The 23,437-nt window shown below is 34.6% G+C and carries 26 protein-coding genes; 14 read left to right on the top strand and 12 right to left on the bottom strand.

Annotation, left to right across the window (positions count from 1 at the left end; genetic code table 11):
- Window positions 1-20: 20 nt before the first annotated feature.
- The 4 genes from NBT05_RS14225 to NBT05_RS14210 all read left to right on the top strand — a co-directional run bounded on the left by NBT05_RS14225 (window position 21) and on the right by NBT05_RS14210 (window position 5,644).
- Window positions 21-785 carry a DUF3891 family protein gene (locus NBT05_RS14225; protein ID WP_265770528.1) on the top strand — a complete coding sequence of 255 codons (765 nt, stop codon included), beginning with the start codon at window positions 21-23 and terminating at the stop codon, window positions 783-785.
- Between the two features lie 383 nt (window positions 786-1,168).
- Entirely contained in the window at window positions 1,169-2,704 is a 1,536-nt protein-coding gene (locus NBT05_RS14220) for a cryptochrome/deoxyribodipyrimidine photo-lyase family protein (RefSeq protein ID WP_265770527.1), read from the top strand.
- Window positions 2,705-2,881: 177 nt separating this feature from the next.
- Window positions 2,882-3,706 carry a glucose 1-dehydrogenase gene (locus tag NBT05_RS14215; protein ID WP_265770526.1) on the top strand — a complete coding sequence of 275 codons (825 nt, stop codon included), beginning with the start codon at window positions 2,882-2,884 and terminating at the stop codon, window positions 3,704-3,706.
- A gap of 81 nt (window positions 3,707-3,787) precedes the next feature.
- The gene (locus NBT05_RS14210; protein WP_265770525.1) at window positions 3,788-5,644 is read left to right on the top strand and encodes a glycoside hydrolase family 15 protein; all 1,857 of its coding nucleotides are present in this window, start codon (window positions 3,788-3,790) and stop codon (window positions 5,642-5,644) included.
- Here the strand turns inward: NBT05_RS14210 and NBT05_RS14205 are convergent.
- A complete protein-coding gene (locus NBT05_RS14205; protein WP_265770524.1) occupies window positions 5,613-6,410 on the bottom strand; it encodes an alpha/beta fold hydrolase in 798 nt (265 codons plus the stop codon). The two genes, NBT05_RS14210 and NBT05_RS14205, sit on opposite strands and share 32 nt — an antisense overlap.
- 81 nt (window positions 6,411-6,491) lie before the next feature.
- Window positions 6,492-6,629 (bottom strand): hypothetical protein, encoded by a 138-nt coding sequence (locus NBT05_RS14200; protein WP_265770523.1) that lies wholly within the window; start codon window positions 6,627-6,629, stop codon window positions 6,492-6,494.
- A 396-nt stretch (window positions 6,630-7,025) separates the two neighbouring features.
- Here NBT05_RS14200 and NBT05_RS14195 point away from each other — a divergent pair, with 396 nt between their 5' ends.
- The 5 genes from NBT05_RS14195 (at window position 7,026) to NBT05_RS14175 (ending at window position 10,149) form a co-directional block, all read left to right on the top strand.
- Window positions 7,026-7,430 (top strand): hypothetical protein, encoded by a 405-nt coding sequence (locus NBT05_RS14195; protein WP_265770521.1) that lies wholly within the window; start codon window positions 7,026-7,028, stop codon window positions 7,428-7,430.
- Between the two features lie 105 nt (window positions 7,431-7,535).
- Window positions 7,536-7,820 carry a hypothetical protein gene (locus NBT05_RS14190; protein WP_265770519.1) on the top strand — a complete coding sequence of 95 codons (285 nt, stop codon included), beginning with the start codon at window positions 7,536-7,538 and terminating at the stop codon, window positions 7,818-7,820.
- A gap of 20 nt (window positions 7,821-7,840) precedes the next feature.
- Window positions 7,841-8,290 carry a VOC family protein gene (locus tag NBT05_RS14185; protein ID WP_265770518.1) on the top strand — a complete coding sequence of 150 codons (450 nt, stop codon included), beginning with the start codon at window positions 7,841-7,843 and terminating at the stop codon, window positions 8,288-8,290.
- 29 nt (window positions 8,291-8,319) lie between these two features.
- Window positions 8,320-9,150: an alpha/beta fold hydrolase gene (locus tag NBT05_RS14180; RefSeq protein ID WP_265770517.1), complete on the top strand. Its 831-nt coding sequence runs from the start codon at window positions 8,320-8,322 to the stop codon at window positions 9,148-9,150.
- A 63-nt stretch (window positions 9,151-9,213) separates the two neighbouring features.
- Complete coding sequence (locus NBT05_RS14175) at window positions 9,214-10,149, top strand: mechanosensitive ion channel family protein (RefSeq protein ID WP_265770516.1); 936 nt, start codon at window positions 9,214-9,216, stop codon at window positions 10,147-10,149.
- A gap of 178 nt (window positions 10,150-10,327) precedes the next feature.
- Here the strand turns inward: NBT05_RS14175 and NBT05_RS14170 are convergent, their stop codons facing one another.
- Window positions 10,328-11,707, bottom strand: coding sequence for an exonuclease domain-containing protein (locus NBT05_RS14170; protein WP_265770515.1), 1,380 nt, complete (start codon window positions 11,705-11,707; stop codon window positions 10,328-10,330).
- A 368-nt stretch (window positions 11,708-12,075) separates the two neighbouring features.
- Between NBT05_RS14170 and NBT05_RS14165 the strand changes: the two genes are divergently transcribed.
- Window positions 12,076-12,336 carry a DUF3781 domain-containing protein gene (locus NBT05_RS14165; RefSeq protein ID WP_265770514.1) on the top strand — a complete coding sequence of 87 codons (261 nt, stop codon included), beginning with the start codon at window positions 12,076-12,078 and terminating at the stop codon, window positions 12,334-12,336.
- Here the strand turns inward: NBT05_RS14165 and NBT05_RS14160 are convergent.
- The 4 genes from NBT05_RS14160 to NBT05_RS14145 form a co-directional block, all read right to left on the bottom strand.
- Window positions 12,333-12,509 carry a hypothetical protein gene (locus NBT05_RS14160; protein ID WP_265770513.1) on the bottom strand — a complete coding sequence of 59 codons (177 nt, stop codon included), beginning with the start codon at window positions 12,507-12,509 and terminating at the stop codon, window positions 12,333-12,335. The genes NBT05_RS14165 and NBT05_RS14160 overlap by 4 nt on opposite strands.
- A gap of 399 nt (window positions 12,510-12,908) precedes the next feature.
- Entirely contained in the window at window positions 12,909-13,079 is a 171-nt protein-coding gene (locus NBT05_RS14155; RefSeq protein WP_265770512.1) for a hypothetical protein, read from the bottom strand.
- A 344-nt stretch (window positions 13,080-13,423) separates the two neighbouring features.
- Window positions 13,424-15,163, bottom strand: coding sequence for a histidine--tRNA ligase (gene hisS, locus NBT05_RS14150; RefSeq protein ID WP_265770511.1), 1,740 nt, complete (start codon window positions 15,161-15,163; stop codon window positions 13,424-13,426).
- A 141-nt stretch (window positions 15,164-15,304) separates the two neighbouring features.
- Window positions 15,305-15,784, bottom strand: a complete 480-nt coding sequence (locus tag NBT05_RS14145; protein ID WP_265770510.1) for a DUF6495 family protein — start codon at window positions 15,782-15,784, stop codon at window positions 15,305-15,307.
- Between NBT05_RS14145 and NBT05_RS18475 the strand changes: the two genes are divergently transcribed.
- Window positions 15,745-15,864, top strand: coding sequence for a SipW-dependent-type signal peptide-containing protein (locus tag NBT05_RS18475; RefSeq protein WP_416346198.1), 120 nt, complete (start codon window positions 15,745-15,747; stop codon window positions 15,862-15,864). The two genes, NBT05_RS14145 and NBT05_RS18475, sit on opposite strands and share 40 nt — an antisense overlap.
- A 1-nt stretch (window position 15,865) precedes the next feature.
- On the opposite strand, the gene NBT05_RS14140 is transcribed toward NBT05_RS18475, so the two are convergent.
- Together NBT05_RS14140 and NBT05_RS14135 are read right to left on the bottom strand one after the other, a co-directional pair.
- The gene (locus NBT05_RS14140) at window positions 15,866-16,585 is read right to left on the bottom strand and encodes an antibiotic biosynthesis monooxygenase family protein (protein WP_265770509.1); all 720 of its coding nucleotides are present in this window, start codon (window positions 16,583-16,585) and stop codon (window positions 15,866-15,868) included.
- A gap of 27 nt (window positions 16,586-16,612) precedes the next feature.
- Entirely contained in the window at window positions 16,613-18,967 is a 2,355-nt protein-coding gene (locus NBT05_RS14135) for a TonB-dependent receptor domain-containing protein (RefSeq protein WP_265770508.1), read from the bottom strand.
- 236 nt (window positions 18,968-19,203) lie between these two features.
- Here NBT05_RS14135 and NBT05_RS14130 point away from each other — a divergent pair, with 236 nt between their 5' ends.
- Both NBT05_RS14130 and NBT05_RS14125 read left to right on the top strand, forming a co-directional pair.
- On the top strand, window positions 19,204-20,253 hold the full coding sequence (locus NBT05_RS14130; protein ID WP_265770507.1) for a sensor histidine kinase: 1,050 nt from the start codon (window positions 19,204-19,206) through the stop codon (window positions 20,251-20,253).
- The gene (locus tag NBT05_RS14125) at window positions 20,244-20,972 is read left to right on the top strand and encodes a LytR/AlgR family response regulator transcription factor (RefSeq protein WP_265770505.1); all 729 of its coding nucleotides are present in this window, start codon (window positions 20,244-20,246) and stop codon (window positions 20,970-20,972) included. Before NBT05_RS14130 ends, NBT05_RS14125 begins: the two co-directional genes overlap by 10 nt.
- Before the next feature lie 207 nt (window positions 20,973-21,179).
- Here NBT05_RS14125 and rplI read toward each other — a convergent pair whose 3' ends face one another.
- The 3 genes from rplI to rpsF are packed head-to-tail and all read right to left on the bottom strand — an operon-like array spanning window position 21,180 to window position 22,285.
- Window positions 21,180-21,632, bottom strand: coding sequence for a 50S ribosomal protein L9 (rplI, locus tag NBT05_RS14120; RefSeq protein ID WP_265770504.1), 453 nt, complete (start codon window positions 21,630-21,632; stop codon window positions 21,180-21,182).
- A gap of 14 nt (window positions 21,633-21,646) precedes the next feature.
- Complete coding sequence (gene rpsR / locus NBT05_RS14115) at window positions 21,647-21,943, bottom strand: 30S ribosomal protein S18 (protein ID WP_265770503.1); 297 nt, start codon at window positions 21,941-21,943, stop codon at window positions 21,647-21,649.
- A 3-nt stretch (window positions 21,944-21,946) separates the two neighbouring features.
- Entirely contained in the window at window positions 21,947-22,285 is a 339-nt protein-coding gene (rpsF, locus tag NBT05_RS14110) for a 30S ribosomal protein S6 (protein ID WP_265770502.1), read from the bottom strand.
- A gap of 169 nt (window positions 22,286-22,454) precedes the next feature.
- Between rpsF and NBT05_RS14105 the strand changes: the two genes are divergently transcribed.
- Window positions 22,455-23,165: a LytR/AlgR family response regulator transcription factor gene (locus NBT05_RS14105; RefSeq protein WP_265770501.1), complete on the top strand. Its 711-nt coding sequence runs from the start codon at window positions 22,455-22,457 to the stop codon at window positions 23,163-23,165.
- Window positions 23,166-23,437: the final 272 nt, after the last annotated feature.

Raw genomic sequence — 23,437 nt, 5'->3', positions numbered from 1 at the left:
TTTGTTAAGAAAGAGGTACTATGATCATTGCAAAAGAGAAGAGTAGTATAATAGTCATACATAACCGCCACCATGCCTTTTTAGCATCTCAAATAGCAAATATCTTACGGCCAAATATAAAAATATACGTTAGAAACTGGCTGGAACACTTGATTGCCATTGCTTCTCATGATGATAGTTATCAACTCTCTGAAGCAAGGTTCTACCTGGATGATAAAGGCCGACCTAAAGATTTTAAAAATGTAGAGTTAGAGCCAAAGGAAACTATTAACTTCTTGAAAAACCTGGAGTTAAAATCACAATGGATTTATCTGATGAGTTTGTGTCATTTATACGAACGATATCAAAAACAAAAATCTAAGGCTTCAAAAGAAATCTTAACATTCTTAAAAGCTGAAAAAATTAAAGTGTGTAAACATTTAAAAATTACTATAAAAACGGCGCAACAGGGACATCAGATTTTAAAATGGGCGGACAACTTTTCTATGACCTTATGCCGGAACTTAGTGAATAAAGATCGAATTTTGCACTATCTACCGGATTTACCCGGCGAAGTTTTGTCTAAAATTGATATAAAAGATAAAAATATTACCATACAACCCGAAATTATTGAAAAAGAATTTCAACGCTTTTCAGTAGAATATAAAAGGATTCCGAACAGGGCTTATAAAAATGATGCGGACATATTCAAAACCCTGGCCGAGACGAAACCTGAATATAAAGAATGGATTATCAGTACCTCTCGTTACAACCCAACACATAGATTAATTACTAATAATCTGTAGTATCTAATACAATATTTGCTATTCAGGCTCTAGTTTAAAATAGCGTAGATAATTCTAATTTATATCAATTAATCCTATCCCCAGCCCTTTCCGGAGGGAAGGTAGCTAAAAGTCCTTTCCTTTGGAAAGGATATAGGATAGGATAGATAGCTGAAAATTAAATGGTTGGGGGTAATTATGACATACTAACACTATTAAGAACTAAAGTCGCTATTTGTAAAGAACAAAATTTATTCAGGAATTGTAGTAAAATTAAGGTTTCATAACGAATAGAGCATAACAAATCGCGTATGCAAACAATTAGTAAGGTTCTATTTTAAGAACTTTACCCGACCACAAAGGTGATAGGGTTTAATTAATTCTTATTCTAAAATTTTGACTTTATGAAAACGGCAGTATACTGGATAAAAAGAGATTTTAGAATTTTTGATAATATAGCCTTAACCCATGCTTTAGAAGCCTTTGATCAGGTTATTCCTATTTATATTATTGAACCCTCTTTCTTAGAGGCTCCCGACACTTCCCTATTACATACCTATGCCATTACTACAGCATTAACGGATTTAGTAACCAATTACAAAAAAAGGGACGGAGAAATTATTATTTATAAGGGGGAGGTAGTTGATATATTCAAAGAAGTACATAAACACGTACCTTTTAATGCTATCTATGCTCATGAAGAGATTGGAACAAACCGAACATATAAAAGAGATATAGCCGTTCGGGAGTGGTCTGATAGTATCGGTACATCTTTTAAGGAATTTGCGCAAACTGCGGTATTTCGTAATTTTTATGATCGGGATAAACGCCATACACTTTGGAAAGAATTTACCAACGAAGAATTACTGCCCATACCTTCAACCCTTCATAAGTGTAAGGTTCCTTCCGAAATTAAAAAGTTTAGTTGTACGGATTATCAAAAAGAATTGGATGCGCCTAAATCAACTACGTTAAGAGATACGCTTGATTATGATCAGATACAAAAAGTAAGCGAATCCAATGCTGAAAAGGATTTAACTAGTTTTTTATATGAACGGGGAATTGCTTATCGGGGCGGAATCTCATCGCCACTTACTGCGTTTACCGCCGGGTCTCGTACTTCGGTACATATGGCGTGGGGAACGATGACGGGCAGAACGATCTATCAACGAACTCAAAATCGTATGGACGAACTCCTGGAGCTAAAAGAAAAAGGGGATCCTGATGCAGGCAAATGGCGAATGTCGCTGCGTTCTTTTATGTCCCGTTTACACTGGCGGGATCATTTTATCCAACGCTTAGAAACGGATCCGCAAATGGAATTCCAGGCATTGAATGTTGCCTATGAAGATTTGTTTTATGAAAATGATCCGGCACATTATCAGGCTTGGATTACGGGTACCACGGGATTCCCTATGATTGATGCTTGTATCCGATGTTTATACCAGACCGGGTTTTTAAATTTCAGGATGCGGGCTTTACTTACCTCCTTTGCCTGTCATACGCTACATATCAGTTGGAAGTTAATTAATTATCCGATGGCACAATTATATACGGATTATGAACCAGGTATTCATATTAGCCAATTACAAATGCAGGCAAGTGTAGTAGGAATTAATACGGTACGGATTTATAGCCCAACCAAGCAGATCATTGATCAGGACCCGGAAGCAGTTTTTATAAAAAAGTTCGTTCCGGAATTACGGCCTTTTTCTGCCGAAGAAATCATTGCCCATACGGACACTCCATTAGGAGATTATCCGGCACAAATCGTAGATTGGAAAACGGCTTCTACCGAAATGCGAACTCGTATCTATGCCGTACGTAAACAAGAAGGATATCGTGAGATAGCAGCTAAAGTGTATGAAAAACACGGGTCACGACGAAGTTCCGGGAAAAAGGCGAGACCTAAAAAGACTAAAGCTAAAGCTTCCACATAACCGAATTTTTCATAGAACTGATCAAATTTCATAGGATTCAAACTTTTCCAATTACCATAATTATTTGCTTGTCATAAAATTATATTAAAGAGTATATATGAGATACTATAACTCGCATTAACGATCATAATTGCATTAGAATAGGGGTAATTTTACCCTAATAAAAAAATAGATGATATGAAAACAATGGAAAGACCAGGTCTACAAGCCGAAATGGAACAACAACCTGAAACAATTAAAGATTCTTATAAAGGAAGTGGTAAATTAGAAGGTAAAACAGCCTTAATTACCGGAGGAGATAGTGGAATCGGGCGTGCAGTTGCAGTTCATTTTGCACGGGAAGGAGCGAATGTAGCAATCGCTTATCTTAATGAAGAACAAGATGCTCAAAAAACAAAAGAACTAGTTGAAAAAGAAGGTGGAAAATGTGTTACTTTTTCCGGGAATTTAACCGATAAAGAAGTGTGCCAACACTTAATTGACCAGACAATGTCAGAATTTGGACAATTAGATATTCTGATTAATAATGCAGCTACACAATATCCTAACAAAGACATTACCAATATTGATTATGATGAATTAAAAGAAACTTTTGATCTAAACATTGTTTCTATGATTTATTTGACCAAATTGGCATTGGAACACATGAAAGAAGGTTCAAGAATTATCAACACTACTTCTGTTACCGGATATAAAGGACATGAAATGATGGTAGATTATTCTTCGACTAAAGGAGCTATTACTTCATTTACCAGAGCATTGTCTGCACAATTAGCAGAAAAGAAAATCTTAGTAAACGGAGTAGCACCAGGACCTATTATGACTCCGCTAATCCCGGCAACAATGGGAGCTATTGAAGATTTTGGTAAGCAAGTACCACTAGGACGTCCCGGACAACCATCAGAGTTGGCACCGGCTTATGTGTACCTAGCGTCAGAAGATTCAACCTATGTTACCGGCCAGATTATTCACGTAAATGGCGGTACCGTTGTAGGTGGATAAAATAAAAAACTAAATAACCCCGTAAAGGCTATTTAAAATGAATATATTTCAGTTTAAATAGCCTTTTAAATTTTACACAGCTTGAAAAATACTTCTTCCTATTACGCCATTGAAGATTACGGAATCATTGGTAATTGTAAAACTACCGCTTTAATCCATAAAACCGGATCTATTGATTTCTTTTGCTTCCCGAATTTTGATTCTCCTACCCTATTTTCCAGGTTATTAGATCATAAAAAAGGAGGCTTTTTTCATACACAGCCACAAATAGAAAATGCAACTATACACCAAACGTATATTCAGAATACCAATGTGTTGTTAACACGATATATTTCAAAAGAACAGTTAGTCGATATTATTGACTTTATGCCCTTTGACGGAAAAACTTCCGGTACTAATGAAATTATTCGGGTCATTAAGGGGATTGAAGGTAACACCAACATACAATTAGAAATTGAACCTACCTTTAATTATAACCGTGATACCGTTCAAAAAGAAGTAATAGCCGATAACCGATTAAAACTATTTTGTGACAATAAGGATATTGCTCCGATGGAAATTCAGAGTTCGCTTTCATTTCTGAAAGGAAAAAGTGAAATATCAAATTTTACTATAGAAAAAGGGGAAGCAGTAATTTTTGTTATAAAACAATTCGATGAAGATACTGCTGATGCCAAAGAAGCTATCGTTTCAAAATCCCGGGAGAAACTGAGAACGACGGTTACTTATTGGCAAAACTGGATGAAAACGTCTACCTATAAAGGTGACTGGACACCTTATGTTAATCGTTCGGCATTGCTGTTAAAATTGTTGACTTCGGCAGAGCATGGTTCCCCGGTAGCAGCACCTACTTTTTCACTACCCGAAGTATTGGGTGGGGATAAAAACTGGGATTACCGCTATACCTGGATTCGGGATGCATCTTTTACCATGTACGCCTTTATCCGATTAGGCTTTTTATCAGAAGCTTCACAATTTATGATGTGGATTCAGGCGAGATTAGAAAAAGACCTGCTTGAATTAAATAAAGATATTCAAATCATGTATTGTGTGAATGGAAGTCGTGATCTCACCGAGGTGGAATTGGAACATTATGAAGGTTACGAAAAATCAAAACCCGTATTAATTGGTAATGCTGCCGTAAATCAGCTGCAATTGGACATTTACGGAGAGTTATTAGATACCATCTATTTGTTTGATAAATACGGAGAAGAAATATCTTATAGCTTTTGGTCTTTAATTGTAAAATTGGTAGATACGGTAATAGAAAACTGGGAGAAGCCTGATCATGGAATTTGGGAAGTTAGAGAATCACAACGTCATTATTTATATACCAAAGTGATGTGTTGGGTGGCAGTAGACCGGGCTATCCGACTGGGTAAAAAACGTTCTTTTCCTTTTCCGGAAGTAGAATGGATTAAAGTTAGGGATCAAATATTTACTTATGTGTATGAAGAATTCTGGAATGAATCCTGTAATTCTTTTGTACATTTTAAAGAAGCCTCTACCCTGGATTTATCTATTTTGATTATGCCACTGGTACGTATGATCAGTCCGTATGATAAAAAGTGGGTTGCCACTATGGAAGCTATTGAGGATAAAATTATGCACGATGTGTTAATCTATAGAAATTTAAACGATACCAACCCATTTGAAGACGACTTAAATGAAGGTGCTTTTATTATTGGTTCCTTTTGGTTTGTAGAATGTTTATCCCGTGCCGGACAATTGGAAAAGGCAGAATACTATTTTCAAAAACTACTCACCTACTCCAATCATCTGGATTTATTTGCGGAAGAAATTGATAAAGACGGAAAATTCTTAGGTAATTTTCCGCAGGCATTTAGCCATTTAGGATTGATCAGTACCGCATTTTCTTTAAACCGAAATTTAAAAGAAGAAAGTTTTAATGTGACGACGGAATATGATTTGTTTTAGAAGCTATCAGGTGGATAGTACTTGCAACTTCAGATATAGATTCCATAGGTATTAGATGTCCGGAATCTTTTATAACGATTATTTGGCTTTCAGGCATATAAGGTAGGACTTCGGTTTGAACCAAATTCATATCAATAACCGGATCATTTTCTCCTACTAATATCGTGGTTGGAATATTTACATCTTTGATTAATGTGGTTATATTATCCTCCATTCCTTGTTTAATCCACCATGCCCAGGTTTCGTGCTCAATTCGTAGCTGTGAAATAATAGCGTATTCTTTTTGTGATGCACTTAATTTTTTGGCAGTTACTTTATTTACGGTTGTTTCTGCTTCTCGGATGGCAGGATGGTGCAACATTCGTTCTTTTTCTTCAGCTTCCATCGGTTCTACGGTAGGTGGTGAAGGAGCAATTAAAATCAGTTGCTTTGGTTTGATAGTACTAAGGGTAGCAGTAACTAGCGCTAATTTTCCGCTCATTGAATGTCCGCAAAGAATATAATTCGTCACCTTTAACGATGCTAGCTTATCCGCAATCCATTGCGCAAAATGTACTACCGATTTATTTTTTAAAGGTTCGGTATTTCCAAATCCGGGTAGGGTTAAAGAGATACATTTGTAATTTTTAGAAAGCTCATCTATTGTCCATAACCAACTTCCCCCGTCTCCTCCAAAGTAATGTAAAAAAACTAAAGTGATGGCTCCATCTCCCTTAGTCAATACAGGATCTATTTTCTGGATAATTAAATTTTTATTTATTTCCATTATTTTATATTAAAATTTAATTTAGAAGACTATCATGTTACTTTTTGGTGTAAAAGCCTTTTATTAGCCTAATTAAAGTATTTAAAAGATTTTAAATACATAACCCAGTAACCAGTAAAGAATAAGAAAGACAAAAACGGTTCCGAAACATCCGCATTTTCCACCACCAATTTTTTTTGCACCCCATCCGGCTAATAATGCCCTTAGTAATTTTTCCATATGATTGTATAGATTTAAAATCGAAAATAGCAGTAACCCTAAAACTCCTTTAACTCATACGCATTTAAAGATAGCTAGTATGCATTAACTTTCTCTTACATTAACGTCCTTAAACGGAAAAACAGTTATTATTAATGATTACCCGTTTGCTGTGAAAATCTAAGACGATCTTTTTTATCAATATTAAACCCAAATTTTCAATAGGTTTTCTTTAAAAAAATTTCTAAAAATTTCACCTATTTAATAATAAATTCTTAAAGAATTAATAAAGTTATAGGGAAAATGCTACCCTCCGATCGTTAGCAATAGTATTTGGTTTTATAAAGCACAAAGTATAGTAAGTACAAATCTACTTTTGTATAACCAACTAAATCCTTAGAAAACAAGGTTCTATATATGGACGAACATACGTTTTATTCCTTAAGAGATATTTCTCGAAAGTTATATACTATTAATGTTTTTATTTCTAAAAACTACGCTAAGTTCCCTCTTCAAAGGAGAAAAGCCATTCTTAAAAAAGCGAAAAAAGAAAGTTTAAAAGCTCGTAAAATCTTTGAACGTTGTAGGTTGTACTATCCCGGAAAAGAAGCACCTATTACGGTAAATAAAAAGACCTTAGCAAGTTTAGAAAATCTTTCTTACCATGAAATTTTGGATTATAAGAAACAAGTAGAAATTGAAATTGCAAAAGAGTTATCTAAAAATGTAGTAGGTAAAAAATTACCTTCACGTATTACCTGTCTTTTGACCAAGTTATTTCAAAAACCAACTGTAGATAGTCCGGTAATGTCCAATGTGTAAATAAGTGCTTTTTAAGCTTACTTTTTCCATTACAAAAATGGTTGATTGAGTTAAAGCATCCCTTCTATTTGTTAGTTCTTTGGATAAACAGTAGAACAAAAAACTATGAAAAATTCAGAAGATAAATTACCTTATAATCCGGAAATTACAAAAGAAGATATCAATGCCCTAGGGGATCGAACCGGAAACTTACACAATGATCAAGGTCAAGACCAGGAATTATTAAATAGAAATGAACCTGTTGATTTTGAAGGTAAAGAACTGGATGTACCTGGAAGAACTACACCGGAAAATAGAAACACTTTAAACTTAAAAGACGAAGAAAATCAATTATACAGTCAAGGTGGTCCGGGAAACGATCATTTAGAGCAATCTTCTGATAGAAGGTGATAATTATAAATTGATGGGTAATGACAAGAAGTGTACAACATATAGGTATACCGGTTAGTAATTTGGTAAAATCGATTGAATTTTACAAAGAGTTTCTTGGTGGAAAAATCTTATTTCAAAATGAAATGGTTGGTGAAGGTTTTTCAAAAGGAACAAAAGTTCCAAATGCAGCCTGTAAATTTGCTATGATCGAAATTAAAAATACTATAATTGAACTTATAGAATATACCAACCCTATAGGTAAACCCTTTCGACAAAATAATAATGATGTTGGAGCAATTCATATAGCTTTTGAAGTAGATGATATTCAGGAAACTTATAAGAACCTTTCAGAAAAAGGGTATCAGTTCAATGCGGAACCCTATACTTTTAAAGAAAAAGATAAAGCTGAGGATATTGTAGGTGCTTCCTTTGCATATTTAAATGATCCTGACGGTATTCAACTTGAGATATTTGAAAGTGCGAAATAACTAATTTAAGAATAATAAAGATTCAATACATGCCATTTATTACTAGCAACGCAACTCAGGAGAAAACAGAAATTTATTATGAAGATTACGGTTCAGGGCAACCGGTTATCTTAATACATGGTTGGCCCTTAAGCGGTAAAGCCTGGGAACAACAGGTTTGGAAGATCGTTGAATCCGGTTTTAGATGTATTGCCTATGACCGTAGAGGATTCGGTCAGTCTTCTAAACCCTGGGATGGATATGATTATACCAGTCTGGCTAAAGATTTAAAAGCAATTATAGATCAACTTGACTTAAATAAAGTGGTTATTGTTGGTTTTTCTATGGGTGGTGGCGAAGTAGTGCGCTATCTTACTGAATTTGGAAGTGCGAAAATTGCAAAAGCAGCTTTAATTAGTTCTATTATCCCACTGGTAGCAAAAAAAGAGGATAATCCTGAAGGTGCTCCAAAAGAAGATTTACAAGGTATTATTCAAGCTTTACAAACCGATCGGGTAGGTTTTTTAAAGAACTTTTTAAGAATCTTTTATAATTACGAAGATAATAAAGATACGATAAGTGAAGCGCAATTGCATTATGACTGGTCCATTGCTTCTCATGCTTCTCCGCGAGCCACTATTCAGGCAGCTAAAGCCTGGGCGGAAACGGATTTTAGACCGGAATTAAAAAATGTAGATGTTCCTACCTTAATTGTTCATGGGGATGCAGACAATAACGTTCCTAAAGCAACTTCGGCAGATCAGGCAGCTCAAGGTATTGCTAATAATACCTATAAAGTGATTGCTAACGGACCCCACGGACTTAATCTAACCCATCGGGATGAATTAAATGATATTCTTATTTCATTTTTAAAGGAATAAAAGAATAGGTAATTTAAAAACCAGGATTGACTATGGTTATAGATAGTAAATAATTATACTTATATGCAAAGTATTAGTGACCAGACTAAAGAGGTTACCGAACCTTTTATTAATTTTTATAACAGGTTTATAGAACAACTTCCGGGGATTACTATTGGTGTGATTATTGTCATCTTAGGGATCTTAATTGCTACCTGGATTGGTAATTTTTCACGTAGGAAATTAGCACTTCGTACGGATGATCCCTTAATGAGTCGCTTTTTGGGTCAGGCTATCAAATATATTTTGATTGTTTTGGCTATTATGATGGCGCTTGAAGCTGCGGGTTTGGGAGCGGTGGCCACTGGAATCTTAACTGCCGCCGGAGCAAGTGCGGTGGTTTTAGGGTTTGCTTTTAAAGATATCGGTGAGAATTTTATTGCTGGTGTTATTTTAGCTTTTAACCGTCCGTTTGACGTCAATGATACTGTAGAAATCGGAGAAAACTTCGGAAAAGTAAAAACTTTGGAGTTTCGATATACCAAGTTAAAAACCTTTAACGGAAAAGATGTGTATATCCCTAATAGCGATGTACTTACCAAACCAGTAACTAATTATACCGAAGACGGGTTTTACCGATGGGATTTTATCGTAGGTATTGCCTATGAGGATAATATTGAAGGTGCCAAACAAACCGTTCTGGAAGCTTTAAAAAAAGAACCAAATGTCATCGAAGACGAAGAGCATGAAAATTTTGTTATTGAGGATCAGTTGGCAACCAGTACCGTCAATTTAAAAGTTTTCTTTTGGGTAGATACTAAAGATTTTAGAAGACAGGCACTGACTACTAAAGGAAATGTAGTTCGTAATGTAAAAGAAGCACTGGAAGAAGCCGGATACTATTTACCTGCGGATATACAGGAAATCAAATTATACGGGGGTGAAAAAGAATTTAATATTAGAATGGCTCCCAATGATGCTGAATTTGACCGAGAGGAAAAATATAAAAAGAAGAAGTGATTTCAGTTGTTTATTAATAGTTGTCAGTTAGTAGTTGATTGTTATTCCTTGTTGATTGATGCTATGTATTATTAGGTTACTAAGTTATTAAAGCATTGGGTAAAACTTAACCTTTGGTATTTTTAGGGAAAAAGTGTCCGTTCGAGTGTTTTTTCTTTGGTTATATATGGATTTACCTTTATACTTCCATAAAAACTACATTATCTTTTGCTTTATTCATTAAATAACTTTTTAAAATTTTGGCGGTGTGATACGTATGATTGCGAGGTTGTAGGTAATTTTCAAATTGATCGTGATGCTCAATAGTATCATCCTGAGTGATAAAACCAAAGCCTCTATACAAACCATTTTTTACCAGAATAAAGCTCTCTTCTTCCTGAGTTCGCCCTTTTTCTTTAATAATATAATTCTGCTGTTCTTTTTGTAAAGCAGCCAGGGCACGTTGAACTCTTATGTTATAAAGGGCTACAGATTCCTTTTGCTCGCATATACCTAAACAATATTTAATTTTATAATGAGAACACTTCTCCGTGGTACTTTGTAAATTACAATATCGCGGACATAATTGATATTTCGTACACAATTGTTCCAGGCGTAAAACTGCATCCGCACGGGTATAGAAAATTTCTACAGCGTTATTGGTACTTGGCATTCGGTCGATAACTAATTGCATGACACCTCTACGGTTGGTATACGAAATAATTCGATAGGGAGCTACCGGTTTTTTCTGTGCTTTATTAAATCGCGGATATAGTTTTTGAATTTGCTCAGCTTCTGCTAAAAGCGCAATCAATTCGTTACCAGTCAGTTCATAATCAATACTATACGTATGCTGACCTAAGGCATATTCTTTATTTTTTTTATCATAAAAATGACTAAGTACCCGTTGTTTTATATTCTTTGCTTTTCCTACGTAGATTACCTTTCCTTTTTGGTTTTTAAAAAAGTAAATACCGGTTTGCTCAGGAAGGTCTGCAATTTGTTTTTTATTAATATGAGGTGGTAAAGTCGCTTCTTTGGATCGGGCGTTTAAGAAAGAAGTAATAGTTTCCTGATCTTTGTCAATATCTAACAATTTTTGAAACAATAATACGGTAGCATCCGTATCACCTTCAGCACGGTGGCGGTTACTTAGAGGTATTGCTAATGAGGTGCATAACTTACCCAAACTGTATGAATGCATTCCCGGAATCAATTTTCTAGATAGCCGAACCGTACAAAGTTTCTTACGGGTGTAGGTATAGCCCAATCGTTTAAATTCGCCACGAACCACATTATAATCAAAAGTCACATTATGAGCGATAAAAATAGCACCTTCCGTAAGTTCTACAATTTCCTGGGCAATTTCAAAAAATTTGGGTGCATCTCGTACCATGTCATTGTCAATCCCTGTAAGCCCCGTAATAAATGCTGGTATATTCCGTTCGGGATTGACAAGACTGGTAAATTTATGAATGACTTTATCTTCCTGTAAAACAACAATACAGATTTCGGTAATTCGGTTACCGTTAATACCGTTCCCTGTAGTCTCTACATCAATAATTGCAAATTTTCTCAACGACTTAACCTCTTTTTGACAAATTTACCAAAAAACTAAGAAAGATAGGAATTTTTCCTAGAAAAGGAATGATTCCTATCACTAGATAAGTCAAAACTTTTAAGTAATTGTATACTAGCTATTTATATTTTAATAATCTGTAATAAAGTCAAGTTTTAAAAATTAAATTCAGATTGGAAAAAGTTAAAGTTTTAAGGCTACATTTTATTTGACTACAAAAGTTGAAATGTACCGGGGAAAATTAATGGGTTGTTTCTACTGTAGCAAGAAGTGGTATTCCATTTCTTAAACTACTTATATTGAATCTCTAATTTTAAGCCAACTATCAAATACATTTGCAGAAGGAATAAATAAAAACTAAGGTGTACATGGAAGTAATAAAGAAAAACATTTTAAACCATATCTGTTATACCGAACTAGTGTACGATAGAATCCGGAAGAAGTTAGATATTCAAATTTCTAATGAAGAAATTGAAGAAAGGTTGTTCAATATCATTAAAACTACGAAGGAGAGTTGTTTTAAAAAACGCGGTAAAAATTTTTACATTACTAATACTGAGAAAAATATCAGAATTACCATAAATTCTAATACGTATCGAGTAATTACTGTGGATAGCATATTGGGTTAGCCTTTTTTCTTTTCTTTCCTATGGACTAAATACACCCAACCAAGTAAGGTAACTCCCATAAAAAGTCTTATTGATGCCGTAAACATTTCATCACCTTTGATAAATTCAAAAATTGCTACTATCAAAGCAATTACTGCTAAACTTAAAGTAAATATTCTCCTTTTTCTTCCCACTATTAAAAGTTCTATTTATTAGGATAATTTGCTCTAAATTTAGTTATAAATAATTAGAAATAGTAATTTTAAAACAAAGCCTAATTTCGATAAAATTTTTCTCCACTTTGTTACGAAAAATCACTCAATTTGACGGCTTTATATTACGTTTAGTTGTATAGTATAAAACTTATAAAAGACTTTTCAAGTAAAGCCTAATTTCGATATCCTAAATCAAGTTTAGGACAGGCTATTTTTCTTCACTTCGCTACAAAAAATCACTCAATTTGACGGCTTTATATTACGTTTAGTTGTATAGTATAGTACTCATAAATGACTTTTCAAGTAAAGCCTAATTTCGATATCCTAAATCAAGTTTAGGACAGGTTATTTTTCTCTATTTTATTGCAAAATCTACAACTAACTTCTATTCTTATTTTGCCTTAAAAATACGGAACCAATTATTGATAATCCGATAGCTATTCCACCAATCACTTCTATCAGTTTTCGATCATTTAATAATCCGTAAATAGAAGCCAAAATAGAAATGATACCAATGAGAATTATTAAGTTTTTTGTAATTTTATTCATTTAAATGCATTTTAAAACATAGAAAAGCTTGTTTTACACTAAAAACTAAACTCTTCACCTAGTTAAATTAGTAAGATTAGAACTATATAACTGTAAGGCTTTAAATTACAATAGCATTAGTATATGAAAATTGACTCAACTATTTTATCTACAGCTATTTATCCTATCCTAAATCCTTTCCAAAGGAAAGGACTTTTAGCTACCTTCCCTTCGGGAAGGGCTGGGATTAATTTATATGAATGAAAATTATTTACTCTATTTTAAACTAGAACCAACTCTAAATCTTGATTCCTGATTCTAAAAGCAATAGCGATCTTGATTCTCAGTCAAATATAATAACTAGTCTAAACCCCAACAACATCTACCAAAGCTTGAATATTGAGTTTAGATTGCTCTCCTGTTTTCATGTTTTTTACCGTATAGGTTTCGGATTGCATTTCTTCGTCACCTGCCAGCACTACAAAGGGGATTTCGCGTTTATTACAATATTTCATTTGTTTATTCATTTTGGCAGCATCCGGATATAATTCGGCTTTGATGCCTAGGGTTCGTAATTGATTTACCGCTTTCATTGCATACAACGCTTCTTTATCTCCAAAATTGATAAACAATACCTGAGTATGCTGTTGAAGGGTTTCCGGAAACAAGCCTAACTCTTCTAAAACTAAATAAATTCGGTCGAGGCCAAACGAAATTCCCATTCCGCTAATATCTTTCTTTCCGAAAATATCGGTGAGGTCGTCGTATCGTCCTCCTCCTCCGATTGAACCTAGTTTTACCGTGTAAGGCGCAGCTACTTCAAAGATAGCTCCCGTATAATAATTAAGTCCACGGGCCAGGGTTACATCCAATTCAAAGGTGGCATTTTGTAATGGCATTTCCTGAATGGCCTGATAAATAAAACGAACCTCTTCAATTCCTTTTAAGCCCTCCTCCGAAGAGGTTAGCAGACTGGTAAGCATATCCAATTTTTCATCAAAACTACCGGAAAAATGTAATAAAGGCTCTACTTTTTCAATAGCTTGGGAACTAATTCCTTTGGCTAGCATTTCTTTAGTTACCCCTGCAACTCCAATTTTATCTAATTTATCCAGCGCTACGGTAAAATCAATAAGTTTATCACTTTCGCCAATAACCTCAGCAATACCTGATAAAATTTTACGGTTATTAATTTTAATAGTAACTCCCTTAAGACCAAGTTCCGTAAAAACAGCGTCGTATAGTTTAATATATTCAACCTCCTGCCATAATGAAGTACTCCCTACCGCATCCGCGTCACATTGATAAAACTCTCGAAAACGACCTTTTTGTGGTTGGTCAGCACGCCATACCGGTTGTATTTGGTAACGTTTAAAAGGAAAAATAATTTCATTTTGATGTTGTACCACATAGCGTGCAAAAGGAACGGTCAAGTCATATCGCAAAGCTTTATCTGAAATCTCATTAGCGAGAGGAACAGAAAACTTTAAGTTCTTTTTAGTTATTAATCTGGTTACAAGTTTATCCAAATCAGACTTCCATAGAAGATTATCTTGGTTGTTTCTTGAAAAGTGAATTTTATAAATAATATCAATTGAAAATTTTCTTATAGCTCCAAATTCGCTTGTCCAAAAGTTTTTTATTTTTTCCTTAATATCTTCTGGGTAGATTTTATTTAAAAAATCATTTTCGTGTATACGCCAATATTGTTGTAAATCTTCTGCTATTAAATTTTGTGCATCTTCATTAAATCGTTTATTAGTTAAACTATTTTCATCTAAAGAAGCTTTATTAATTAGATATTGATGGAAATTTAAATAAAAACTTTCGTTAAAAACTTCATCCAAATAGGTTTTCTCTCTTAATAAGTTATCAGCCTTTTTTTCGAAATCCCCACTATTTAAAATTTTAAAGATTAAACGATCCCCTTCTTCCCCGTATTTACCCAGTAAGGTATCGCTATTTTCAAAACTAGGGGTTTCTATAGGTTGAAAACCAAAAAGTTCAAATTGCTTTTTAATGGTATTTATAATATAGGTACGCCTTGCTACTTCGATTGGTGAAAAATCCCGGGTTCCTTTAGGTAAAGATGGTTTGTTTGCCATAATATGATTGGTACTACTTCGCTTTGTGTTATAGGTTGTTTGCTTATTTCTACTCCTCTTTCTACATTTTGATTTAATAGGATAAAACGTCTTTTTTAGTAAAAGTCACTCATTATACTTTATTAATTAAAATATCTTTTACTACTCTACCACCTTAACCAATTTTTCAAAAAATCCGTATAATTCCCCTTTGGTAATCACCGCTCCTTTTTGGATCAGTTTAAAAATGTCCATAGCCGGGTCACTACTATAACCTTTATCCGAATTATAGAAAATCACTTCATCATTCATCAGGTTATTTTGCAACCATTGATACCCTTCTTTGGTAGTAATATTGATATTAGGATTGTTGATTTTAATGGCAATCAATAGCATTCCGCTATCAATTAGCTTAAAAAGGTGCATTTGATCTTTCGAAATATGTTCAAGGTACTTTGCTTTAGATAAAACACCTTCCCAAACCAAATCGCTAAACACATCCAGTTCTTCTTCAGCAACTTGAGGTTTATTGGTTTTGATTTCTTGCCATTCTTCAGCAGTAATGGATTGTGCCGCCAGAAAATTAATAAACTCCGGATACAATTCTTCTAACTGCTCTTTGGTTAATCGCTGGTACTTCATACTCTTACTTTTCGAGCAGCAAAAATACTGGAAATTACCAAATTCTTTCTTTGATTTTGATTCTTTCCTATAATTTTTGACTTACTTACCAAACATAAATTGATGTAGGGTTTGTAACATGGTCGAATCCATCGTACTACTATCCTTTATAAAACGGTCAAAATCTTCTTTGTTATCCCATTGAGTTAATATCAGGTAATCCGGATTGTATTCGTAACCTTCGGGAGAATAGCCTTTATTAAATGCTAATTTTAAGCTTCCGCCAGTCGTTTCTATAAGGCTCTTTACTTTAGCGATAAAGTTTTCAAATTCAGAGGATGCACCTTCCTTCTGCCAGTAGGTAGTAGCAACAATTACCTTTTCAGGATCCAGGTTGAAGTGAAGGTCTTGTTCTATCTCATAATACTTTACCGTAAAGTAGTACCAGATTTCTTTTCGCATCTTATGGAAATCCGGTACACGTGTAGTTATTATCTTTAGAAATTCTTGCCTGTCCGCTAAACTCTTCCATTTTCCAAAAATAGCACCTTCCGGATGGATATCACCTTCTAGCGTTTCGGTAATTTTAAAACCGGACAAAAAGGAATATCCCTTTTCGACAGCCACCGGAAAAGCTTCTGCCCGGTAATTTTTAAAAACCTCTTTACCAGTAGGTTGATTGGTTACTAAAAGTAGATCGAATACTTCTCCTTTCTTTAGTGTATAGCTAATTTCTTGAGCTTTTGTTGTACTAATTAGTAAAAAGCATAAAATTAGAAGTAGGGATGATAAACGTTGAACGTTTGATAGTGTTGAAAACATGGATATAAATTTAGAATTATAAACTATTTATAAAAAGCGGTCCGCCTTGATATTACTTTTTCGTTTTTTACGTGATAAAGAAGAAAGTTTACCTCCGAATCGGTAAGACAGGCCTATAAATACCTGTTGGGTATCCCTAAGAAACTCCCCTTCCTGAAAAACCGTTCTAAATGTCTTAAAAGCAAACCTTCGGGTACCTAAAATATCATTAGCGTTAAGGCTTATACTCCCTTTACCATTAACAAAGTTATACCTTAAGCCAGCGTTGATATAGTAATTGAATTTAAGTCGGTATTGTAGTACATCCTGTGGACCACTGTAGAAAGCAAATAGAGAAGCAGAAACCTGTTTAAACAACGTAAAGTTATTTGTCCATTTTAAATTAGTCAAGGTATTACGTACGCTTACCTTCTCCCCTTCAATAGCTCCTTCCTGCTGTCGTGTATAAAATTCAACGGACGTATTGGTACGCCACCAACTAGTTAGTTTTAAGTTACTGCTGATCTCAGCACCATAGGCTTGATTACGTTCAAAATTATCATAACTTAAACGTAAAAGATTCGGGTCTTCCTGATCAAAAATACCAATGCGATTGATTTCATCTTTAACAAACCGGTAAAATACTCCCGAACTGATTGTACCTATTCCTAATCTATAAAGATGGCTAGCCTCCAGTATATTACTAAACTGCGGCGTTAAACCTAAATTTCCGGTGGCCAGGATTTGAGGGGTGGTAGTCTGGCGTATGGGGTTTACCTGGTTAAAGGAAGGACGCTCAATCCTACGTCCGTAGCTGATTTGATACTGGTGAACGCTTTCCGGTGAGGGTTGATATCCTATAAATACGGAAGGAAATACAGAAAACAATTTTTGGCTAAACAATTCCTTATCGGACCGTTCCGCATCAAACCGGGCGTTCACCAGGTAATATTCAAATCGTGAACCCACATTGATTTCAAACCTACCGGGATAAGCAGTATACATGAGGTAAGATGAATAAATATCCCGGTCGTATTGAAGTTGAGAATTCTCTAACTGAGCATTGGTGACGATATATGTATTGGTAATTTTATTAATTCGGCTTTCGCCTCCTATTTCTAAAGTTGATTTTTTACTTAATGGCACTTTATAATCCAGGTTCAAGGTAAAGACGGATCGCTGGTCGTCGATATTTTCAAGGTATGAAGGCACCGTGGTAGCTCCCGAAAACCTAAAGTCATTCTTTGCATCACTCTCAAAACGATTGTAATTGGCTTCTAGTTCCAGAAAATGTAAGTTACCGTCAATCGACCATTTATAATCTGTATTATACACTTGTGTATAGTTGTCCCTGGTCAGGATATCATTTAACGCAAAATTATTTTGACTTTCTTCTGTAAAAAGAACCTGCTTCTCACCATCAAATAGGGCGTTATAAAAGTTTTGATTGGTAAAAATAGAAAGCGTGGTCTGAGAAGTAGGGGTAAAATCTGCCCCTATACGCACTACATTGGATCTTCGATTATTTAAGTTACGTGTTACCTGGCTAGAATTTAAATCAAAACGATTGACCACCCCATCTGTTACCTGATCCCCGTAGCCGTTACTATAATTGAGGTAATAATTGGTCTTCCCGGGTTTAAAATTGATAGAAATATTTGAATTATATTGTTCTTTTTGTGCGATAGTAAGATTGGTACTCAATGCTGTATTCCAACCTTTTTTAGCCGTTTTTTTCAAAATAATATTAATCATACCATTAAGGCCGTCCGGACTATATTTAGCCGAAGGATTGCTGATCAGTTCTATTTTTTTAATGGTGTTGGAAGGGATTTGCTGTAAAATATCCGCCGGGTTCTCCAGATTGCTCAGTTTACCATCAATCAGGATACGCACATTATCGCTTCCGCGAAAGCTAATATTGCCATCTGAATTTACAGAAACTGCGGGGAGGTTGTTCATCAAGTCGGCTGCTGAAGGACCCAAAGCAACCAGGTCTTTTCCAACAGTTACAATTTTTCTATCAAGGCGTTGTTCAACCGTAGATTTTTGTGCGGTGATGGTAACGCTTTCCAGGATTTCGGTTTGTTCGGTAAGGTATTTAATACCCAAATCATAATTTTTCTTACTTTCAACCTTTATATCTATTTGTTGAGGGACAAAACCAATAAATTCAATATCTAAAATATAGGATCCAACGGCAATATCGCTTATTCGAAAATTTCCTTTATCATCGGTAATCGTACCGCTAAGGATGGTGCTTTCTTTGGTTTTTAAGGTAATATTGGTAAAAGGTAAAGGTTCTGTAGTACCAGCGACCATGATTTTTCCGGACAATGTACTGGTCTGCCCATAAAGGAAACTTTGAAGCAAAATAATAAAGCAAAAGGGTAAATAATGCATAGATACTGAGTTCAATTAGACTTCAAACCTAACTGCTATTTATCAACATAAATTCCGGTGAATTAATAAAATATGCTTTTAAAGAAGAACAAACAGATAGAGATGACGAAACCCATTTTCTGTACATTTATACCTCTTTGTATGCTAAAAACCGCTATTTATCATCGGTAGCTGCAACTTTATAATATTCCTTTTATATTGAACGACAAAATGATCTGTTTTAGAATTTAACTACTATGGAAGCTATTAACGTGAGACGGGAAATAATACTTCATTCTATTTTCTGGAGTTGTATTTTTATATTTTCCACCGCCAGTGCCAGTTGGTATTATAATGAAACCCGAGAGTTGTTTGAAGTTTACGGATTTCGAACGATACTTCAGGTTTTTGTAGCTTACACTATTTTAAAGTTCCTGGTACCTAAGTTTTTAAATAAAGGACGTACTCTTCCTTTTATCTTAGCAACCTGCCTTCTGTTTGTAATTGCCCATGCTATTTGTACTTCTTACCTGGTACGGTACCTTATCCCAACCTATCCTGAAACCTACCAATCTTTTTTGAAACGTTTTGAGGAAGTTAACTTTTACCATCTTTACTTTAATTTCAATCAGTTTTTTTCCAAATTTCTGTATCTGGTATATCCTTGTGCCATCCTTATGGCTATTTCCTTTTACCGGGAGCGACAACAACTTCAGGAACTTCATGAGAAAAAGCGGGAAGCAGAGTTAAGTGCCTTAAAGAATCAATTAAATCCTCATTTTTTGTTTAATACCCTTAATAGTTTATACTTGCTTGCCCTTAAAAAATCAGATAAAACGATTAAAGTAATTGAAAATCTTTCTTATATCTTGGATTATATGCTGTACCGATGTGATAAAAAATTTGTTTTATTAGAAGATGAATTAGTATTGATTAATAAATACATTGAACTGGAACAATTAAGATACGGAAAAAGGGTGGAGATTACTTTTGATGAATCTATAAATGGTAATGAAGAGATTGCCCCCTTACTTTTACTTACTTTGGTCGAAAATGCTTTTAAACACGGTGTATCCGAAGCTATTGATACGGCTTCCATACAAATACAAATAGAAAATAAAGAAAGTAACCTCTTTTTCACTTTAACCAACTCAAAACCCCAGGTGACGGATAAAAGTTCGGATCGAAAAAAACTAGGTTTAACAAATATTAAGAAGCAGTTGGAATTACTTTATCCCAATAAACATCAACTACATACTATCGACGAATCTACCCTCTATACCACTGCCCTCGAATTATGCCTGTGACCTATACTTGTCTTATTATCGATGATGAACCCCTGGCTCGGGAACTTATTGAGGCATACGTTTCTAAAATACCTGAATTGAAAATAGCAGGTCAATGTACAAACGCCTTAGAAGCTTCTTCGTTGCTTACTAAACAAAAAGTGGATTTATTATTTTTAGACATTAATATGCCGGTTTTAAAAGGGGTGGATTTTTTTAAAAACCTGGTTACTAAACCTGAAGTTATTTTTACCACCGCCCATCGGGAATATGCACTTGAAGGTTTTGAAGTAAATGCTCTGGACTATTTACTAAAACCTATCATTTTTGATCGCTTTTTCTTATCCGTACAGAAATTTTTTAAAGCTATGGAAACAAAGGTAGTTGCTAGTACCGAATCTCCTCATACTTCTGTACCCAGAGAAACACTAATTGTTACTCAAGGGCAGAAAAAGATTCGATTATATAAGGATGAAATTGTTTATGTGGAAAGCTTTAAGGATTATATCGAAATACACACCGTTCATAAAAAAATTAGAATCAAACAAAATATTGGCGCATTTGAACGAAAATTAGGTTTGCCTTTTCTAAGGATTCATCGGTCCTATATTGTTCATACTATTTATTTAACAGGTTTTTCTAAGAACGAAGTTGAAATAAAAGACCTGGAACTTCCGATTGGTAATAGCTATAAAGAAAAAGTACTTACCTATTTTGAAACTTCGGGATTGTTTTTGTAATCCGGTGCCCTTACTACATGCTTGAGCATAAAAAAGAAAGTGTCTCAATACCTAATCGACCTTTCTGAGAATTGAGTATTTGATAATCATTCAAGGATAGGAGTCCGAGAAAAAACAACAAAAAAAGCCGTTTCATTGAGTTATGAGACGGCTTCTTCTATTTATTATAATATTGTAAGATATTTGCTTAAATACCCGTAAAAGGGATTAAGCTTTGGTTGCAATCACTTCAAAAGGAACTTGTGCAACTACCGTACGATGTAATCGAACTGCAGCTTCGTATTGTCCTAATCGTTTAATGGTTCCACCAGGTACGGTAATGAATTTCTTTTCAATAACCACTCCTTCTTTTTGAAACGCATCTGCTACGTCTGAATTAGATACAGATCCGAATAATTTATCCCCAGAACCGGTTTTTGCTCCGATCTTGATTTCTAATCCGGAAAGCTTTTGAGAAAGCTTTTGAGCTTCATCTACCTGCTTTTTCTCTTTAAAAGATTTTTGTTTTAACTTTTCTTCTAAAGCTTTTCTGGAAGAAGGCGTAGCAATAATAGCGTGTCCCTGCGGAATCAGAAAATTACGACCATATCCGTTTTTTACTTGTACTATATCATCGACAAATCCTAGATTTTCGACATCTTTTTTTAATATCAGTTCCATAAGATTATGTCATTTTATTTGTAAAGATCTACTACGTATGGCATTAAAGCAAGGTGTCTTGCTCTCTTTACCGCTACACTTACTTTACGCTGGTATTTTAACGAAGTTCCGGTTAATCGTCTGGGTAACAATTTACCCTGCTCATTTACAAAAGCGCCTAAATAATCAGGATCTTTATAGTCGATATATTTAATACCGGATTTCTTAAAACGACAATATTTTTTAGTTTTTGTCGTATCTATGTTTAACGGAGTTAAATACCTGATTTCTCCGTCTTTCTTTCCTTTGGCCTGTTGTTCAATTGAAGACATACTCTATGCTTTTTGTTTATTTCTTTTTCTACGTTTTTCTGCCCACTCAATAGCGTGTTTATCCAGACTTACCGTTAAGTACCGCATGATTCTTTCATCCCTTCTGAACTCAATTTCAAAAGGTTGAATCGCTTCACCGGGAGCAGTAAATTCAAATAAATGGTAAAAGCCACTTTTCTTGTGTTGGATCTCGTAGGCTAACTTCTTTAGTCCCCAATCTTCTTTGGAGATCATCTTGGCACCGTTAGAAATAAGAATATCTTCATACTTCTTAACTGTTTCCTTTATCTGGTCATCAGATAAAACGGGATTCAAGATGAAAACAGTTTCATAATGATTCATATACTATAAATATGTATTAAAATTAATTTGGCTGCAAAAGTAACACTATTTTTCTGATTATCAAATAATTTTCGCTTCGATGAAACGCTCCTTTTATCGACAAAAAGCGAAAAATGTTTGTGGTTATAAGAATAAATTCTTAATATTGTATAGAACATAATATTTACAAGTGGAACAATTACAACTTAAATGTGCCGTAGTAGATGATTCTCGTTTGCAAAGGCTGGCCATCGTCAAATTGATTGATGAACATCCTTCCTTAGAGCTCGTCGCAGAATGGAATAATGCTATTGAAACTAAAAACGGACTACTCGATACCCCTGTGGATTTATTATTCCTGGATATTGAAATGCCCATTTTAACCGGATTTGACCTTCTGGATGATTTGGAAAACAAACCTCATATCATTTTTGTTACCGGTAAAACCAAATATGCTTTTAAAGCCTTTGATTATGATGCAGTAGATTATTTAAGAAAACCTTTAAAGAAAGACCGCTTTAATGCTGCTGTTGATAAGGCAATTAGTATGTCCAGAATAGGTACGGAACAAGCCGCCCTGGAAGACGAAGATTATATTTTTGTAAAAAGTAATTTAAAGAAAAGAAAAATCTTTTTAAGTCAGTTAAAGTACGTAGAAGCCCTTGGTGATTACGTTAAACTGATTATGGAAGAAGGAGACCCTATTATCGTTCTGGCAACCATGAAGTCTTTTGAATCTGAACTTCCGAAAGACCGTTTTTTACGAATTCATAAGTCATATATAATTAATTTGGATAAAGTAGAACGTTACAATAGCCGAAATATAGAAATTGATGACGAAAAAATACCGTTAAGCCGACATAAAAAGCATACGCTTATTGAAGCTTTAAACGGTTCATAGATTTAGATTAAATTTATACACCCCCGGATCCTAAATTATACCATATAGTTTAGGGTCTTTTTTTGTTTAATTGTTGGCTTCGAGGGCTTCGAGGACTTCGAGAACCTCAGCCTCAGCTCGCTCCTTCAGGAGACTTAGCCTTATCCTCAGCTTCAGCCTCAGCCCACTGTTTATACTCAATTACGTATTAACTTAATAACCTAATAACTTAATAACAGATAGTTCAGTAATCTGATAACTTCTGCCTAGTCCTTTTGGCTATTTACCAAAAC

Source organism: Aquimarina sp. ERC-38, from assembly GCF_026222555.1.
In the GTDB taxonomy this organism is placed as follows: Bacteria; Bacteroidota; Bacteroidia; order Flavobacteriales; family Flavobacteriaceae; genus Aquimarina.
The sequence above is the reverse complement of the archived record's forward strand: the minus strand, read 5'-3'. Positions and strand labels throughout refer to the sequence as shown.